This is a genomic window from Streptococcus parasanguinis (assembly GCF_901875555.1).
GTDB classification, from domain to species: Bacteria; Bacillota; Bacilli; order Lactobacillales; family Streptococcaceae; genus Streptococcus; species Streptococcus parasanguinis_H.
Genome location: NZ_CABFMD010000001.1, coordinates 22,674 through 38,124 on the forward strand (window position 1 = coordinate 22,674; position 15,451 = coordinate 38,124).

The 15,451-nt window shown below is 41.7% G+C and carries 16 protein-coding genes and 2 pseudogenes; 16 read left to right on the forward strand and 2 right to left on the reverse strand.

Translation table 11 applies throughout. The features are described 5' to 3' along the window. Position 1: 1 nt before the first annotated feature. On the forward strand, positions 2–1,195 hold the full coding sequence (brpA, locus tag JX304_RS00135) for a biofilm formation/cell division transcriptional regulator BrpA (RefSeq protein WP_205010729.1): 1,194 nt from the start codon (positions 2–4) through the stop codon (positions 1,193–1,195). A 20-nt stretch (positions 1,196–1,215) separates the two neighbouring features. Here brpA and JX304_RS00140 read toward each other — a convergent pair whose 3' ends face one another. Then, complete coding sequence (locus JX304_RS00140; RefSeq protein ID WP_003003980.1) at positions 1,216–1,506, reverse strand: hypothetical protein; 291 nt, start codon at positions 1,504–1,506, stop codon at positions 1,216–1,218. An 11-nt stretch (positions 1,507–1,517) separates the two neighbouring features. Continuing rightward, a complete protein-coding gene (locus JX304_RS00145; RefSeq protein WP_205010730.1) occupies positions 1,518–1,931 on the reverse strand; it encodes an HIT family protein in 414 nt (137 codons plus the stop codon). A 67-nt stretch (positions 1,932–1,998) separates the two neighbouring features. Between JX304_RS00145 and JX304_RS00150 the strand changes: the two genes are divergently transcribed. The 15 genes and pseudogenes from JX304_RS00150 (at position 1,999) to JX304_RS00215 (ending at position 15,397) form a co-directional block, all read left to right on the forward strand. Continuing rightward, positions 1,999–2,730, forward strand: coding sequence for an ABC transporter ATP-binding protein (locus JX304_RS00150; RefSeq protein ID WP_205010731.1), 732 nt, complete (start codon positions 1,999–2,001; stop codon positions 2,728–2,730). Next, positions 2,727–3,782, forward strand: coding sequence for an ABC transporter permease (locus JX304_RS00155; RefSeq protein ID WP_205010732.1), 1,056 nt, complete (start codon positions 2,727–2,729; stop codon positions 3,780–3,782). Before JX304_RS00150 ends, JX304_RS00155 begins: the two co-directional genes overlap by 4 nt. 40 nt (positions 3,783–3,822) lie before the next feature. After that, positions 3,823–4,617, forward strand: a complete 795-nt coding sequence (ccrZ, locus tag JX304_RS00160) for a cell cycle regulator CcrZ (protein ID WP_023920250.1) — start codon at positions 3,823–3,825, stop codon at positions 4,615–4,617. Further along, a complete protein-coding gene (gene trmB, locus JX304_RS00165) occupies positions 4,614–5,249 on the forward strand; it encodes a tRNA (guanosine(46)-N7)-methyltransferase TrmB (protein ID WP_023920251.1) in 636 nt (211 codons plus the stop codon). The genes ccrZ and trmB overlap by 4 nt, the downstream gene beginning before the upstream one ends. A gap of 97 nt (positions 5,250–5,346) precedes the next feature. Continuing rightward, on the forward strand, positions 5,347–5,826 hold the full coding sequence (rimP, locus tag JX304_RS00170) for a ribosome maturation factor RimP (protein WP_205010733.1): 480 nt from the start codon (positions 5,347–5,349) through the stop codon (positions 5,824–5,826). A gap of 44 nt (positions 5,827–5,870) precedes the next feature. After that, on the forward strand, positions 5,871–7,013 hold the full coding sequence (gene nusA, locus JX304_RS00175; RefSeq protein WP_205010734.1) for a transcription termination factor NusA: 1,143 nt from the start codon (positions 5,871–5,873) through the stop codon (positions 7,011–7,013). A gap of 14 nt (positions 7,014–7,027) precedes the next feature. Continuing rightward, entirely contained in the window at positions 7,028–7,324 is a 297-nt protein-coding gene (gene rnpM / locus JX304_RS00180; protein WP_003010401.1) for an RNase P modulator RnpM, read from the forward strand. Next, complete coding sequence (locus JX304_RS00185; RefSeq protein WP_003010399.1) at positions 7,317–7,616, forward strand: YlxQ-related RNA-binding protein; 300 nt, start codon at positions 7,317–7,319, stop codon at positions 7,614–7,616. Before rnpM ends, JX304_RS00185 begins: the two co-directional genes overlap by 8 nt. 16 nt (positions 7,617–7,632) lie before the next feature. Further along, positions 7,633–7,756, forward strand: a pseudogene (locus tag JX304_RS10940) (translation initiation factor IF-2 N-terminal domain-containing protein); the annotation flags it as partial. A gap of 380 nt (positions 7,757–8,136) precedes the next feature. Further along, positions 8,137–10,347: pseudogene (infB, locus tag JX304_RS00190) on the forward strand (translation initiation factor IF-2); the annotation flags it as partial. Positions 10,348–10,420: 73 nt separating this feature from the next. Then, complete coding sequence (gene rbfA / locus JX304_RS00195) at positions 10,421–10,771, forward strand: 30S ribosome-binding factor RbfA (RefSeq protein WP_009732309.1); 351 nt, start codon at positions 10,421–10,423, stop codon at positions 10,769–10,771. A gap of 450 nt (positions 10,772–11,221) precedes the next feature. Then, on the forward strand, positions 11,222–12,853 hold the full coding sequence (locus JX304_RS00200) for a Na/Pi cotransporter family protein (RefSeq protein WP_205010736.1): 1,632 nt from the start codon (positions 11,222–11,224) through the stop codon (positions 12,851–12,853). A gap of 155 nt (positions 12,854–13,008) precedes the next feature. Continuing rightward, positions 13,009–14,166 (forward strand): N-acetylglucosamine-6-phosphate deacetylase, encoded by a 1,158-nt coding sequence (gene nagA / locus JX304_RS00205; protein WP_205010737.1) that lies wholly within the window; start codon positions 13,009–13,011, stop codon positions 14,164–14,166. A 173-nt stretch (positions 14,167–14,339) separates the two neighbouring features. After that, the gene (locus JX304_RS00210) at positions 14,340–14,558 is read left to right on the forward strand and encodes a hypothetical protein (RefSeq protein ID WP_205010738.1); all 219 of its coding nucleotides are present in this window, start codon (positions 14,340–14,342) and stop codon (positions 14,556–14,558) included. After that, positions 14,555–15,397, forward strand: coding sequence for an aldo/keto reductase (locus JX304_RS00215; protein WP_205010739.1), 843 nt, complete (start codon positions 14,555–14,557; stop codon positions 15,395–15,397). The genes JX304_RS00210 and JX304_RS00215 overlap by 4 nt, the downstream gene beginning before the upstream one ends. Positions 15,398–15,451: the final 54 nt, after the last annotated feature.

The following is a 15,451-nucleotide window of genomic DNA, read 5'->3' on the forward strand; positions in this document are numbered from 1 at the left end:
TATGGTAAAAAAAATTATTTTAATGTTTTTGAGCTTATTGACAGTAACAGTGATTGGGATTGGGGCCTATGGCCTTACTATCCTCAATCAAACAACGGGGACTCTCAGTAAGACCTATAAGGGCTTTGGGAATGAGACCAATGTCATTGCAGAAAATAAACCCATGACCATTCTTTTAATGGGGGTTGATACCGGAAATGGTTCGCGAGAAGATCCTTGGGCGGGAAATAGTGATACCATGATTCTAGTGACGGTCAATCCTCGTACCAAAGAAACGACTATGACAAGCCTAGAAAGAGATATTTTAACCAATGTTAGCTCGGATGGTCAAACAGTGCAAGAAAAATTAAATGCTGCCTATGCTCAAGGTGGCGCTAAACTTGCCATTAAGACCATTCAGGATCTCTTAAATATTCATATTGACCGCTATGTTATGATCAATATGAAGGGGCTCATCCAATTGGTTGACAAAATTGGAGGGATCACGGTCAATAATCCCTTTGATTTTGACATCTCCATTGAAGAAAATGAGCCGGAGTACACGGCTAAGATTGCACCAGGACGTCATGAGATTAATGGGGAACAAGCGCTGGTTTATTCACGGATGCGGTATCAGGATCCAGAAGGGGATTATGGGCGTCAGAAGCGTCAACGTGAAGTGATCAAAAAAATTGTGGAGAAGGTCTTGAGCTTGAATAGCTTAAGTCATTATAAGGGGATTATTGATTCTGTTAGTGACAATATGCAAACCAATATTTCCTTAGACAGCAATAGTCTTCTTCAATTGTTGGGCTACAAGGATGCACTTTCTACCATCCATCAATACCAGCTAAAAGGGGAAGATGCTACCTTAGCAGATGGCGGAAGTTATCAGATTGTCACTTCGAAACATATTTTAAAAATACAAAATATCATCCGCAAAGCTTTAGGAAAGAAAGAAATTAAAACACTGAAAACCAATGCTTACTTATTGGATGGAGACGAAGAGTTGAAGAATGCTTCTTCTCAAAATGATGCGCCAGCGGCAGCATCTGAGGAAGCACCTGTTTACCAAGAGTTTAACCAACTACCAGTTGTTCCATCGACCCAGGATACGGGAGTGGTGACGCCTCAAAGTTCGGTCGCACCAGTGACACCAGTTGCTCCAGCAGCAACAGAGTCGAGCAGTGTGACACCTACGGTACCTTCAGAATAAGAAAAAACGATTGAGTTTTCTCAATCGTTTTTACTTGGTTGCCAGATGTCTTGAATTTCTTTTAGAGAGGCTGTTGCTTGTTGACGAAACAGTTTGGTCTTGTATTGGAAATCGGTTACCAATTCTTGAAGATTGGTCTTTTGGTCTTGGATAATATCTAGATTACGTTGGATTTTTGCTAGGTTATCTTGAATGCCCTTAACCAATTGGCTGGATTCAGTCACCTCAGTTTTGATTTCTTTGCGGTTTTTAACCAGGTGGTAGCTAATGCTAGCTCCTGTTGCAAACCAAAAGAGATTTTTGAGTTTCATATTGTCTCCTTTTAGCTGTTTTTGATGGTTTCTGCGAGAATTGCTAATCGTTCAAAATTAGGTTCGTGTTCAGTAAATGAAATGGCCAGTTCATCTTGAGCGGAATAGCGAGGGATAATGTGGACATGGGTGTGAAAAACGGTTTGTCCAGAAACTTCTTCCATGTTGCTGATGATATTCATTCCCTTGGCTTGGGTAGCAACTTCTACTTTTTTAGCAACTTTAGAGACACGTGCAAACAGTTGAGCTGTGGTGGTTTCGTCCATATCTAAGAGGTTACGAGCGTGTTTTTTTGGAATGACTAACGTATGACCAGGAGTAACCTGAGAGATGTCCAAAAATGCGAGGACCTCCTCGTCCTCATAGACTTTGGATGAAGGAATGTCGCCAGCTACAATCTTACAAAAAATACAATCATCAACCATAAATACACCTCATTTAGACTAAATTTTGTTATAATATAAGAACATTATACCAGAAATCGGAGAAAATATGTTAGAAATCAACAAGTTGACAGGGGGCTATGTCAACATCCCTGTCCTGACAGAGGTGAGTTTTTCAGTTCCGGATGGCCAACTGATTGGTTTGATTGGACTAAATGGAGCTGGGAAGTCAACCACGATTAATGAAATTATTGGTCTATTGCATCCTTATGCTGGGGAGGTACGGATTGATGGTCTTAGTCTGCCAGAAGCTCCAACGGAATACCGCAAGAAGATTGGTTATATTCCAGAAACCCCTAGTCTTTATGAAGAATTAACCCTGAGAGAGCATATCGAGACCGTAGCTATGGCCTATGATTTAAATATGGATCAGGTCATGGTGCGCGTCCAGCCTTTGTTGGAACGATTTCGTTTGGCTGAAAAATTAGATTGGTTTCCGACCCAGTTTTCAAAGGGGATGAAGCAGAAGGTCATGATTATTTGCGCTTATGCAGTAGATCCAAGTCTTTATATTGTCGATGAACCCTTTTTGGGATTGGATCCTGTTGCGATTGCAGATTTGATTCAGTTGTTGACAGATGAAAAAGCAAAAGGAAAATCAATTTTGATGAGTACCCACGTTCTGGATTCAGCTGAAAAGATGTGTGATGGTTTTGTAATCCTCCATAAGGGTCAGATCCGAGCACAAGGGACCTTGGACGAGCTGCGTTCAACTTTTGGGGATGAGCAAGCAAGTCTAAATGATATCTACATGACCTTGACAGAAGAGGAAACAGCATGAAAGAGTTGATGAAAAAACGGCAACAAACGTTTCGAACTCAATGTGTAAAATATAGCCGCTATGTTCTCAATGATCATTTCGTCCTCTTTATGCTGATTTTCATAGGATTTTTGGCGGTTCAATACAGCCAATTTTTGAAAGATCTACCCAAAGATCCAAGCCTGATCCGCTGGAGCCTCTTGATCGGTTTGCTCCTCTTGGTTCCGATCGGCTCCATTTCGACCTACCTAGAGAAGCCCGATGCCTTATTTCTTTTGGTAAAGGAAGAGGAAGTAAAAAGGTATATCAAAGGGCAGGCCAAGAAGTCTTTTGTCTTTTGGTTTTTGATTCAAAGTTTTGTCCTTCTGTTATTTGTGCCTCTTCTTCTGGCAACGGGGCTGGATAAACTTGCTATTATAGCTTATATCCTTGTCTTAGGGGTGGCTAAAGGGGCTGTTTTTAGCTGGAAGGAAGCGCGCTTCTACCAGGATGGAAATTTGAATTGGACCTTAGCCATTGCTCGTGAGAATGCAAGGAAACAATTGATCCTTCGCTTCTTTGCCTTGTTTACAACGGTGAAAGGCATTACTAACAGTGTCAAAAGAAGAGCTTATTTGGATGGTTTCTTGGGGCTTCTTCCCAAAACACATGGGAATACTTGGCTTCACTTATATATGCGCTCCTTCCTACGGAATGGGGATCTTTTCTCAATGACCCTACGCCTCTTGGCTCTTTCCATTCTCGCTATCATCTTTATTCCTCAACCTCTAGTGGTGATTGCGCTTGTAGCCTTGCTCAATTACTTGGTTATTTTTCAATTACTGGGGCTTTATAGTGCTTTTGATTACCAACCGTTGACCCTTCTTTTCCCGATGAAAAGGGGTAGTAAAAAGGCAGGGTTAAATAAAACGATTCAGCTATTAATGGTTATGATAACGGTGATAGAAGGGGGAATTGGCCTGGTCTTTATATCAGATAAAGTCCTGTTACTAGGCTTATTAGCTTATACAGTTGCTTTAACTCTGCTCTATCTTCCATTTAAAATGGCGCGCTTGGTTGACGAAAGTCGTTAAAATTAGTAAAATAGATTGGAAACTTTTTACGGAGGAAAAGATGGACTCGAATGAAAAAGAGCTAAGTCTCACCCCAATTCCTGGGAAGAGTGGGAAGGCCTACATGGGGACCTACCCAGATGGTGGGCGCGTTTTTGTAAAAATGAATACGACCCCAATCCTTGCGGGTCTAGCAAAAGAACAGATTGCTCCTCAATTGTTATGGAGTCGACGTTTACCAGATGGAAATGTGATGAGTGCCCAAGAATGGTTGAATGGGGAGATTCTCACGCCAAATGGAATGTCAAAAAAACAAGTGGTCAATATTTTAACGAGATTGCACCGTTCTAGACCTTTGATGACCCAATTAAAGAAACTTGGGTATCCGGTGGAATCTCCTTTAGAGTTACTCAATTCTTGGAGTAACCGGTTGCCCATTGCCCTACGTCAGAACCACTACATCCAATCAGTCGTAAAGAATTTACGTAAGACAGTGCCAGCTTTTCGGGAGGATTATGCGACGATCGTCCATGGGGATGTCCGTCATAGTAACTGGATTGAGACAGAGAGCGGCTTGATTTATTTAGTCGATTGGGATTCCGTTCGTTTGACAGATCGGATGTTGGATGTAGCGCATATCTTGAGTCACTATATTCCAGATTCCAATTGGCGCGATTGGTTAGGTTATTATGGTTACAAGTACAACCAAAAGGTGTTTGATAAACTCTATTGGTTTGGTCAATACTCCTTCTTGTGGCAAATTGCTAAATACTATGAAAATAATGATTTAGAAAATGTCAATCGCGAGATCTATGCTCTGCGCAATTTCCGGTTGAAATATGGAAAGGAAATATGAGAGTTAGAAATCGCAAAGGAGCGACAGAATTACTAGAAGCCAATCCACAATATGTGGTCCTAAATCCAGAAGATGCTAAGGGAAAATGGCATGGGATTTTCGGGAATGACCACCCCATTCATATTGAAGTGGGAAGTGGAAAAGGGGCCTTTATTACTGGAATGGCTAAGGCCAATCCAGAGATCAACTACATCGGAATTGATATTCAAAAATCGGTCTTAAGTTATGCTTTAGATAAGGTCTTAGAAGCTGATGTTCCTAATATTAAATTACTTTGGGTAGATGGGGATAGCTTGACTAACTATTTTGAAGACGGAGAAATTGATCAGCTCTATCTGAATTTTTCAGATCCATGGCCAAAGAAACGTCATGAGAAGCGTCGCTTGACTTACAAGACCTTCCTAGACACCTTCAAGCAAATTCTTCCAGAACATGGGGAGATTCACTTTAAAACAGACAACCGAGGTTTGTTTGAATACAGTTTGGTGAGTTTTTCACAGTATGGTATGACTTTGAAGGGAGTTTGGCTAGACCTTCATGCTAGTGATTTTGAGGGTAATGTTATGACCGAATATGAGAAGAAGTTCTCAAGTAAAGGCCAGGTCATTTACCGTGTAGAAGCACAGTTTTAGCATATTCCTTGCAATCATTGGAAAATCGTGCTATAATACATTAAATGAATAGAAAAGGAGAGGCGGGGAAATATCTTCGCCTCTTATCTATGAGGAGGTGGCAACCATCGCAACGATTGTTGACTTAGTAACAGAAGTGATTCAGCCAGCTATAAAGGAACCATTTGAATTGGTTGATGTTGAATATGGCAAAATGGGTGGTGACTACGTCTTAAGCATTTTCGTAGACAAACCAGAAGGAATCACACTGAATGATACAGCGGATTTGACAGAAATCATCAGTCCGCTATTGGATCAAATCAAACCAGACCCATTTCCAGAACAGTACTTTTTAGAAGTCACCAGTCCTGGCTTGGAGAGACCTTTGAAAACCAAGGAAGCACTTGAGGGAGCTGTTGGTAAGTACGTCAATATCAGCTTGTACAAGGCTGTTGAAAAGCAAAAGATCTTTGAGGGGAACCTGGTAGGTTTTGAAGAGGATGTTTTGACCATTGAGTATATGGATAAAACACGAAAGAAAACAGTGGATATTCCTTATAACCTTGTGTCCAAAGCAAGGTTGGCTGTAAAATTGTAACAGAATGAAAGAAAGGATGCCTTTATAGAAGAGGCAAGAAAAACATGAGTAAAGAAATGCTAGAAGCCTTCCGCATTTTGGAAGAAGACAAAGGGATCAAAAAAGAAGATATCATCGAAGCAGTCACAGAATCATTGCGTTCAGCTTATCGCCGTCGTTATGGACAATCAGAAAGTGCAGCGATTGAATTCAATGAAAAAACTGGAGATTTCCGTGTTTATACGGTTCGTGAAGTAGTCGATGAAGTCTTTGATAGCCGTTTAGAAATCAGCTTGAAGGATGCCTTGGCCATTAGCTCTGCTTATGAGTTGGGTGACAAGATCAAGTTTGAAGAAGCACCAGCTGAATTTGGTCGCGTAGCAGCTCAATCTGCCAAACAAACCATCATGGAAAAAATGCGGAAGCAAACACGCACCATCACCTATAACACTTATAAAGAACATGAAAATGAAATCATGAGTGGAACGGTGGAGCGCTTTGACAATCGTTTTATCTATGTCAATCTTGGTTCGATCGAAGCACAATTGTCTAAACAAGACCAAATTCCAGGAGAAATCTTCCAATCCCATGACCGGATCGAAGTTTTTGTCTACAAGGTAGAAGATAACCCTCGTGGCGTCAATGTCTTTGTTAGTCGAAGTCATCCTGAAATGATCAAACGTTTGATGGAACAAGAAATTCCTGAAGTTTATGATGGTACTGTTGAGATTATGAGTGTCGCGCGTGAAGCTGGAGATCGTACAAAAGTTGCGGTTCGTAGCCATAATCCAAACGTAGATGCGATTGGTACGATCGTTGGTCGTGGTGGATCGAACATTAAAAAGATTACCAGCAAATTCCACCCAGCTCGATATGATCAAAAATTAGACCGTATGGTTCCGACAGAAGAAAATATCGATGTCATCGAGTGGGTTCCAGATCCAGCTGAATTTATCTACAATGCAATCGCTCCTGCAGAAGTGGACCAAGTTATTTTTGATGATGAAGATAGCAAACATGCTCTCGTTGTGGTCCCTGATAACAAATTATCTCTTGCCATCGGTCGTCGTGGTCAAAACGTTCGTTTAGCGGCTCATTTGACTGGTTACCGCATCGATATCAAATCTGCTAGTGAGTTTGAAGAAATGGAAGCAGCTCAAGAAACTTTTGAAGACCAAGTAGAAAGTGGCGAAGAGCAAGTCGATTAAGAGAGGGAGGGAAAATGGTAAAAACAAGAAAAATCCCTTTAAGAAAATCTGTCGTTTCAAATGAAATTATTGATAAGCGTGATTTGCTCCGCATTGTCAAAAATAAAGAAGGACAAGTCTTTATTGATCCGACTGGCAAAGCCAATGGTCGAGGTGCTTACATCAAGCTAGACAATGAAGAAGCGGCACTTGCTAAGAAAAAGAAAGTTTTCAATCGTAGCTTTAATATGGAAGTGGAAGAAGCTTTCTATGATGAATTGATCGCTTATGTAGATCATAAGGTGAAGAGAAGAGAGTTAGGCCTTGAATAAGCAAAAGATAAGTAATTTGTTGGGCTTGGCGCAAAGAGCAGGAAAACTCATTTCTGGAGAAGAACTCGTGATCAAAGCAATCCAGGAAGAAAAAGCAAAATTAGTTTTTCTGGCAAACGATGCAGCCAGTAACCTGACAAAAAAGGTGACAGATAAGGGTCACTATTATGAGGTTCAAGTATCTACCGTGTTTTCAACACTAGAATTAAGCACTGCAATTGGACGTGCCCGGAAGGTCGTCGCTGTTGTAGATGCTGGATTTTCAAAGAAAATGAGGTCTCTTATGGAATAGAAGAGGAGGACAGCAATTGTCTAAGAAAAGATTATACGAAATTGCCAAAGAATTGGGCAAGGAAAGTAAGGAAGTCGTCACTCGTGCGAAAGAATTAGGTTTTGACGTCAAGAGTCATGCATCTAGTGTCGATACTGATGTTGCTGAAAAGCTGATCAATAGCTTTGCAGCGAAAAAAGAAACAGTCGAAAAGAAAGTAGCAGAAGTGGTTGCCAAGACAACGGCTGTCGCAGAGAAAAAAGAAGCAGCGCCTGTAAAGAAAGAAGAGGCAACTGAGGCAAAATCAGTAACACCAGCTGCTAAACCAAAGAGTCGTAACTTCAAAGCAGAACGAGAAGCGCGTGCAAAAGAACAGGCTGAGCGTAGAAAACAACAAGACAATCGTCCAAAACGCGATCGCAAAGATAATCAGCGTTATGGTGATAACCGAAATCAACGCCCACAAGAGCGAAATGAACAACGAAATCAAAGTACAGATCGTCGAAATAATAGACCAGATCAAAGACGTAGTGCTCAACCCCAAGTAGCACCAAAAATTGATTTCAAAGCGCGTGCAACAGCACTGAGAGCTGAACAAAATGCCGAGTACGCACGTGGAAGTGAAGATCGCTACAAACAACAAGCTGCAAAAGCAGAACAAGAACGTCAACAGCGCCGGAAACGTGTAGAAGTACCAGAAGTGAAGGTACCTGTACAAGAACCGGCTGTTGAGAACCATACAAAACCAGTTGTAGCTGCTGCTCCAGCTCAAGTTGATACACGTCGGAAGAAACAAGCACGACCAGATAAGAAACGCGATGATTTTGATCGTGAAGACGATGGTCCAAGAAAACAACAAAGGAATCGAAATAGTCAAAATCAAGTGAGAAATCAGAAGAATAGTAACTGGAATAACAATAAGAAAAATAAAAAAGGAAAGAACAACCGTAATGATGCTCCAAAACCAGTAACGGAGCGTAAATTCCATGAACTACCAAGTGAATTTGAGTATACGGACGGAATGACGGTTGCAGAAATTGCAAAACGCATTAAGCGTGAACCGGCTGAAATTGTCAAGAAACTCTTTATGATGGGAGTCATGGCGACTCAAAACCAATCGCTTGATGGCGATACCATCGAACTTTTGATGGTGGATTATGGTATTGAAGCTAAACAAAAAGTCGAAGTGGATAATGCGGATATTGAACGCTTCTTCGTAGAAGATGGCTATCTCAATGAAGATAAGCTGGTAGAGCGTCCACCAGTTGTCACCATCATGGGACACGTTGACCACGGGAAGACAACCCTTTTGGATACCCTTCGTAATTCCCGTGTAGCGACAGGTGAAGCTGGTGGGATCACTCAGCACATCGGTGCCTACCAAATCGTTGAAAATGGCAAAAAGATTACCTTCTTGGATACACCTGGACACGCGGCCTTTACTTCTATGCGGGCGCGTGGTGCATCTGTTACCGATATTACCATCTTGGTTGTAGCAGCAGATGACGGAGTAATGCCTCAAACAATTGAAGCCATCAACCACTCAAAAGCAGCCAATGTTCCAATCATTGTGGCCATTAACAAGATTGATAAACCAGGCGCTAATCCAGAGCGTGTCATCGGTGAATTAGCAGAGCATGGTGTTATGTCAACTGCCTGGGGTGGCGATTCTGAGTTTGTAGAAATCTCTGCCAAGTTCAACCAAAACATCGATGAACTCTTGGAAACTGTCCTTCTTGTGGCGGAAATCCAAGAATTGAAGGCAGACCCAACTGTTCGTGCCATCGGTACTGTTATCGAAGCTCGTTTGGATAAAGGAAAAGGTGCGGTGGCAACCCTCCTTGTTCAACAAGGTACCTTGAATGTGCAAGACCCAATCGTTGTCGGAAATACTTTCGGACGTGTTCGTGCCATGACCAATGATCTTGGACGTCGTGTGAAAGTGGCTGGACCATCAACACCTGTATCTATCACAGGTTTGAACGAAGCCCCAATGGCAGGTGACCACTTTGCGGTTTACGAAGATGAAAAATCTGCGCGTGCAGCAGGTGAAGAACGTGCCAAACGTGCATTGATGAAACAACGTCAAGTAACCAACCGTGTCAGCCTGGAAAATCTCTTTGATACCCTGAAGGCTGGGGAAGTGAAATCTGTAAATGTGATCATCAAGGCCGATGTACAAGGTTCTGTTGAAGCCCTTGCTGCCTCTCTTCAAAAGATTGAAGTGGAAGGTGTCAAAGTAACCATCGTTCACTCAGCAGTTGGTGCCATCAACGAATCAGACGTTACCCTTGCAGAAGCTTCCAATGCCTTCATCATCGGATTTAACGTCCGTCCTACTCCACAAGCACGTCAACAAGCTGAAGCTGATGAGGTGGAAATCCGTCTTCACTCCATCATCTACAAAGTGATCGAGGAAATGGAAGATGCGATGAAGGGTATGTTGGATCCTGAGTTTGAAGAGAAAGTGATCGGGGAAGCGGTTATTCGTGAAACCTTTAAAGTATCGAAAGTTGGTACTATCGGAGGATTTATGGTCCTCAGTGGTAAGGTCACTCGTGATTCCAAGGTTCGTGTCATTCGTGACGGTGTCGTGATCTATGATGGTGCACTTGCAAGCTTGAAACACTTCAAGGATGATGTCAAAGAAGTGACAAATGGTCGTGAAGGTGGATTGATGATTGAAGGTTACAATGATATCAAGACAGATGATACCATCGAAGCCTACATCATGGAAGAAATTAAAAAATAAGAGGTTGACTAGGAAAAAAGAGGGTTCCCCTCTAATTTCCTAGTTTTTAAACACAGAGCAGAAAGGAGTTCCTATGGCAAGTCATTTTCGGACAGACCGAGTAGGGATGGAAATCAAGCGCGAAGTCAACGAAATTTTGCAAAAGAAAGTTCGTGATCCGCGTGTTCAAGGCGTGACCATCACGGATGTTCAAATGCTAGGCGATTTGTCTATGGCAAAGGTCTATTATTCGATTATGAGTGACCTGGCTTCTGACAATCAAAAAGCTCAAACAGGGCTTGAAAAAGCAACAGGAACCATCAAACGTGAATTAGGTCGAAATTTAAAATTGTACAAAATTCCGGATCTCACTTTTGTGAAAGATGAATCCATCGAGTATGGAAATAAAATTGATGCCATGTTGCGCAATTTGAACAAAGACTAGAGAGGTTGGAAATTTTCTGTCCTTAGATTGAATACAAAGTCTTTTTAGAAATTTTCCTTAGGTGAGTACGGACGTCAGCGAACTTCTTCGAAGTTCCATGACTAATTTTTGAGCCTAAGGTCTCAAAAATTCCGAGTGCCTGAAACTATAAAGCTTCAGGCACTTTTCTCACGAAGAAAAGTTTCAGAAGATGAGTGAATCACTCTAACGAGTAACATTTCTTTTTATAGAATTTATTAAATTTTAAAAAAAGAATAGTTTGTCTACAGTCTCGGGTTGGAAATTTTTCCAACCTTTTTTTTTACCCTTCAAACTAGGAAAATAAAACAGATATAAAAAAACGGTTTCAAAAAATTGTAGAAATTTACAGAAATCTCTTGTGTGATTGGAAATTATCCTTTAAAATAGGAGAGGAGTTTTATTTCTGATCTCAAATTTGGAGGAATGAACATGTCGATTAACTGGCAGGAAATTGTATTTAACTTTTTGGGAGGCCTGGGTCTCTTTCTCTATAGTATTAAAACCATGGGAGAAGGCTTGCAACAGGCTGCAGGAGATCGACTTCGATACTATATTGATAAATATACGAGTAATCCCTTTTTAGGGGTTCTAGTAGGGATTGGGATGACTGCCTTGATTCAGTCAAGTTCAGGTGTTACAGTGATTACGGTCGGTCTGGTGAGTGCAGGACTTCTAACTCTCCGCCAAGCAATTGGTATTGTTATGGGAGCCAATATTGGAACGACTATTACCTCCTTTATCATTGGTTTTAAATTAGGAGACTACGCTCTTCCCATGCTCTTTATCGGAGCGGTTTGTCTCTTCTTTACCAAAAATCGTTTGGTTAATAATGTCGGACGAATCGTTTTTGGTGTCGGTGGTATCTTCTTTGCCCTCAACTTGATGAGTGGAGCTATGGAACCTCTTAAAGATTTGCAAGTCTTTCGTGATTATATGGTACAGTTAAGTAAAAGTCCTATCTTAGGTGTCTTTGTCGGATCAGGATTAACTCTTTTGATTCAGGCCTCTTCTGCAACCATTGGTATTTTGCAAAATCTCTATGCTAGTCATTTGATTGACCTGAAAGGGGCCCTCCCAGTTCTCTTCGGTGATAATATCGGAACAACCATTACAGCTATCATTGCTTCCTTGGGAGCGAATATTGCGGCCAAACGTGTGGCGGGTGCCCATGTAGCCTTTAATGTTATCGGAACCATTATCTGTCTTGTCTTCCTTGTTCCGTTTACATCTTTGATTCAATGGTTTGAAACGACTCTTCATTTGTCTCCAGAAATGACCATAGCCTTTGCTCACGGAACCTTTAATATAACCAATACCATCATCCAGTTCCCATTCATTGGAGCTTTGGCATACTTTGTAACCAAACTGATTCCTGGTGAGGATGAGGTGGTCAAATATGAACCGCTCTATTTGGATGAAAACTTGATCAGTCAAGCGCCTTCGATTGCTCTAGGAAATGCGAAAAAAGAGTTGCTCCATTTAGGTGGATATGCAGACAAAGCTTTTAATCTGTCTTATGATTATATTGTTCACCAAAATGAAAAAACAGCTGAAAAAGGTCATAAGACAGAAGAAGCAATTAACACCATTGATGACGATTTGACTCGTTACTTGATTCGTTTGTCGAGTGAAGCCTTGAGTCCTAGAGAAAGTGAAGTTCTCACCAATATCTTAGACTCCTCGCGGGATTTGGAGCGGATTGGGGACCACGCGGAAGCCTTGATCAATCTGACCGATTATTTAATTCGAAAGAAAGTCGTTTTTTCAGAAGCAGCCTTAGCTGAATTGGAGGATATTTACAACCAAACCCATCAATTTGTAGAGGATGCCTTGAAAGCTGTTGAGAACAATGATGTGAGTCTTGCAAACCAACTGGTAGTACGTCACGAGGCAATTGAAAAGTTGGAGAAAAGACTTCGGAAAACTCATATTCGTCGTTTGAACCAAGGCGAATGTACACCTCAAGCCGGAGTGAACTTTATTGATATCATTTCTCACTATACACGTGTTGCAGACCATGCCATGAATCTGGCTGAAAAAGTTCAAATCGAGCAAATTTAATGAACGTCGAACAGAGTAAGTAGGAAACTTACTCTGTTTTTTTGTTGGATTCTATTTAAAAATAGGTCTAGACCATTTACAAATAGAAGTGATAGAGTTATAATATGTATGAATATAAATGGAACACAGTTCCTACAATGGAAAGGACGATTTTTATGTCTACATATATTAAAGCAGATCAATTTTATTACCCACATGGGGTTCGCCGTGGAGGCTATTTGGAGCTCGTTGACGGCAAGTTTGGAAAACATGTGGAAAGCTTACCAGAAGGTGCCGATGTGCTGGATTATTCTGGTTACAGCATTGCACCTGGCCTCGTAGATACCCATATTCACGGCTTTGGTGGGGTAGATGTGATGGATAATAATATCGAAGGTACTCTCCATACCATGAGTGAAGGTCTGTTGAGTACAGGGGTTACGAGTTTTTTGCCGACGACCTTGACTTCCTCTTACGAACAACTTTTGGCAGTAACTGAAAATATCGGCGCACGATACAAAGAGGCAACAGGGGCTAAGATTCGCGGAATTTATTTTGAAGGACCTTATTTCACAGAAAAATACAAGGGAGCTCAAAACCCAGCTTATATGAAGGATCCAAGTATGAAAGAATTCCGGGCTTGGCAAAAAGCTGCCAATGGTCTGTTGAATAAGATTGCCCTTGCTCCCGAGCGTGAAGGGGTAGAAGAATTTGTTCGGACCATTACAGGAGAAGGGGTGACAGTTGCCCTGGGACACTCTAATGCTACTTTTGAAGAAGCTAAAAAAGCGGTTGATGCAGGTGCGAGTGTCTGGGTGCATGCCTACAATGGTATGCGTGGTTTGACGCACCGTGAACTCGGCATGGTTGGTGCCATGTATGAGTTGCCTCATACTACAGCAGAGTTGATCTGTGATGGGCACCATGTGGATCCGCTAGCTTGTGATATCTTGATGAAACAAAAAGGAAAAGAAAATGTTGCCTTGATTACGGACTGTATGACAGCCGGGGGCTTGGAAGATGGGGACTACATGCTTGGGGAATTCCCAGTCGTGGTCGCTGAAGGGACTGCTCGCTTGAAATCAACTGGTAATCTGGCTGGCTCAATCTTGAAATTGAAAGATGGATTAAAAAATGTTGTAGAGTGGGGGATTGCCAACCCTTACGAAGCAGTGATGATGGCCAGTCTTAATCCTGCAAAATCAGTCCATATTGATGACGTTTGTGGTCAAATTCGAGAAGGTTATGATGCGGACTTCATCGTGCTTGACCAAAATTTAGATCTGGTCGCGACCTATCTAGATGGGGTTAAACGTTACCAAGCTACCAACTAGATTCAAAAATTAAAGAACGAACAATTCCTCTCTAGGTCATATCTAGAGAGGTTTTTGTGACGTATTCATGGGAGTTAAACAGTCTGTAGAGGCTTTTTGTTTACCATTGGTAGTACAATTTTGTGAATGCTGTCTTTTCATGCTATAATGGAGACTGAAATGTGAGGTAATTTATGAAGAAAATAGATTTACGGTTTTTAGCGATGGGAATTTTTTTCTTGCTCTATGGTTTGGTAAGGAAAAGTCCCTTTATCCTGGTGGTTGGAGGAGCCTTTTTAGTTTATAGTTTTTATAGCAAGAAGATGGAGCCAACCAAGAAAAATATTTTTAAACCAGAGCTCAAGCTTCGAGGGCCTAAGAAACCGAAATCGAAGAAAGGAAATAAAAAATGAATCATTATCGTTTAAATAATGGGGTGGAGATTCCTGTATTGGGATTTGGAACTTGGAAAGCAGCGGATGGAGAAGAAGCGTATCAAGCTGTGTTAGCTGCTTTAAAAACAGGTTATCGCCATATCGATACAGCTGCGATTTATCAAAATGAAGAGAGTGTGGGTCGTGCGATCAAGGATAGTGGTCTTAAGCGCGAAGACTTGTTTATTACCACCAAACTTTGGAATACTCATCACACCTATGAAGACGCTCAAGCTGCTTTGGAAGAGTCTCTTGAGAAACTTGGCTTGGACTATGTGGATCTGTATTTGATTCATTGGCCAAATCCAAAACCCCTTCGAGAAAATGATGCCTGGAAAAAGCGAAATGCTGAGGTTTGGCGGGCAATGGAAGATATGGTAAAGGATGGCAAGGTTCGATCCATTGGGGTCAGTAACTTCCTGCCCCACCATCTGGAAGCCCTCCTTGAAACAGCTCGGGTCATTCCGGCTGTGAACCAAATTCGTCTAGCACCTGGGGTTTACCAAAGTGAAGCTATTGCAGCAAGTCGCAAGCATGGCATTTTACTCGAGGCTTGGGGACCTTTTGGCCAAGGAGAATTGTTCCAAAATGAACAAGTAAAAGAAATGGCTACTAAATATGGAAAGACCGTCGCTCAACTAGCCCTGGCTTGGAGTTTACAAGAAGGTTTCCTTCCATTGCCAAAATCAGTTACCCCAGAGCGGATTACGAGCAATCTAGACTGTTTTGGTTTTGAGTTGACCAAAGAAGATCTAGAGCATCTTCGCCATCTTCCGGTTGAAGCAGGTGCACCGGATCCAGATCAGAAAGATTTTTAAGAGAAAGTGGGATAATTATCATTTCCGAGAGTGAGGGGGCTCTCGGATTTTTTG

Bases quoted from the DNA above. Each gene is read 5' to 3' on its own strand.
- brpA (WP_205010729.1), top strand. From the start codon at position 2: ATGGTAAAAAAAATTATTTTAATGTTTTTGAGCTTATTGACAGTAACA.
- JX304_RS00140 (WP_003003980.1), bottom strand. From the start codon at position 1,506: ATGAAACTCAAAAATCTCTTTTGGTTTGCAACAGGAGCTAGCATTAGC.
- JX304_RS00145 (WP_205010730.1), bottom strand. From the start codon at position 1,931: ATGGTTGATGATTGTATTTTTTGTAAGATTGTAGCTGGCGACATTCCT.
- JX304_RS00150 (WP_205010731.1), top strand. From the start codon at position 1,999: ATGTTAGAAATCAACAAGTTGACAGGGGGCTATGTCAACATCCCTGTC.
- JX304_RS00155 (WP_205010732.1), top strand. From the start codon at position 2,727: ATGAAAGAGTTGATGAAAAAACGGCAACAAACGTTTCGAACTCAATGT.
- ccrZ (WP_023920250.1), top strand. From the start codon at position 3,823: ATGGACTCGAATGAAAAAGAGCTAAGTCTCACCCCAATTCCTGGGAAG.
- trmB (WP_023920251.1), top strand. From the start codon at position 4,614: ATGAGAGTTAGAAATCGCAAAGGAGCGACAGAATTACTAGAAGCCAAT.
- nusA (WP_205010734.1), top strand. From the start codon at position 5,871: ATGAGTAAAGAAATGCTAGAAGCCTTCCGCATTTTGGAAGAAGACAAA.
- rnpM (WP_003010401.1), top strand. From the start codon at position 7,028: ATGGTAAAAACAAGAAAAATCCCTTTAAGAAAATCTGTCGTTTCAAAT.
- rbfA (WP_009732309.1), top strand. From the start codon at position 10,421: ATGGCAAGTCATTTTCGGACAGACCGAGTAGGGATGGAAATCAAGCGC.
- JX304_RS00200 (WP_205010736.1), top strand. From the start codon at position 11,222: ATGTCGATTAACTGGCAGGAAATTGTATTTAACTTTTTGGGAGGCCTG.
- nagA (WP_205010737.1), top strand. From the start codon at position 13,009: ATGTCTACATATATTAAAGCAGATCAATTTTATTACCCACATGGGGTT.
- JX304_RS00210 (WP_205010738.1), top strand. From the start codon at position 14,340: ATGAAGAAAATAGATTTACGGTTTTTAGCGATGGGAATTTTTTTCTTG.
- JX304_RS00215 (WP_205010739.1), top strand. From the start codon at position 14,555: ATGAATCATTATCGTTTAAATAATGGGGTGGAGATTCCTGTATTGGGA.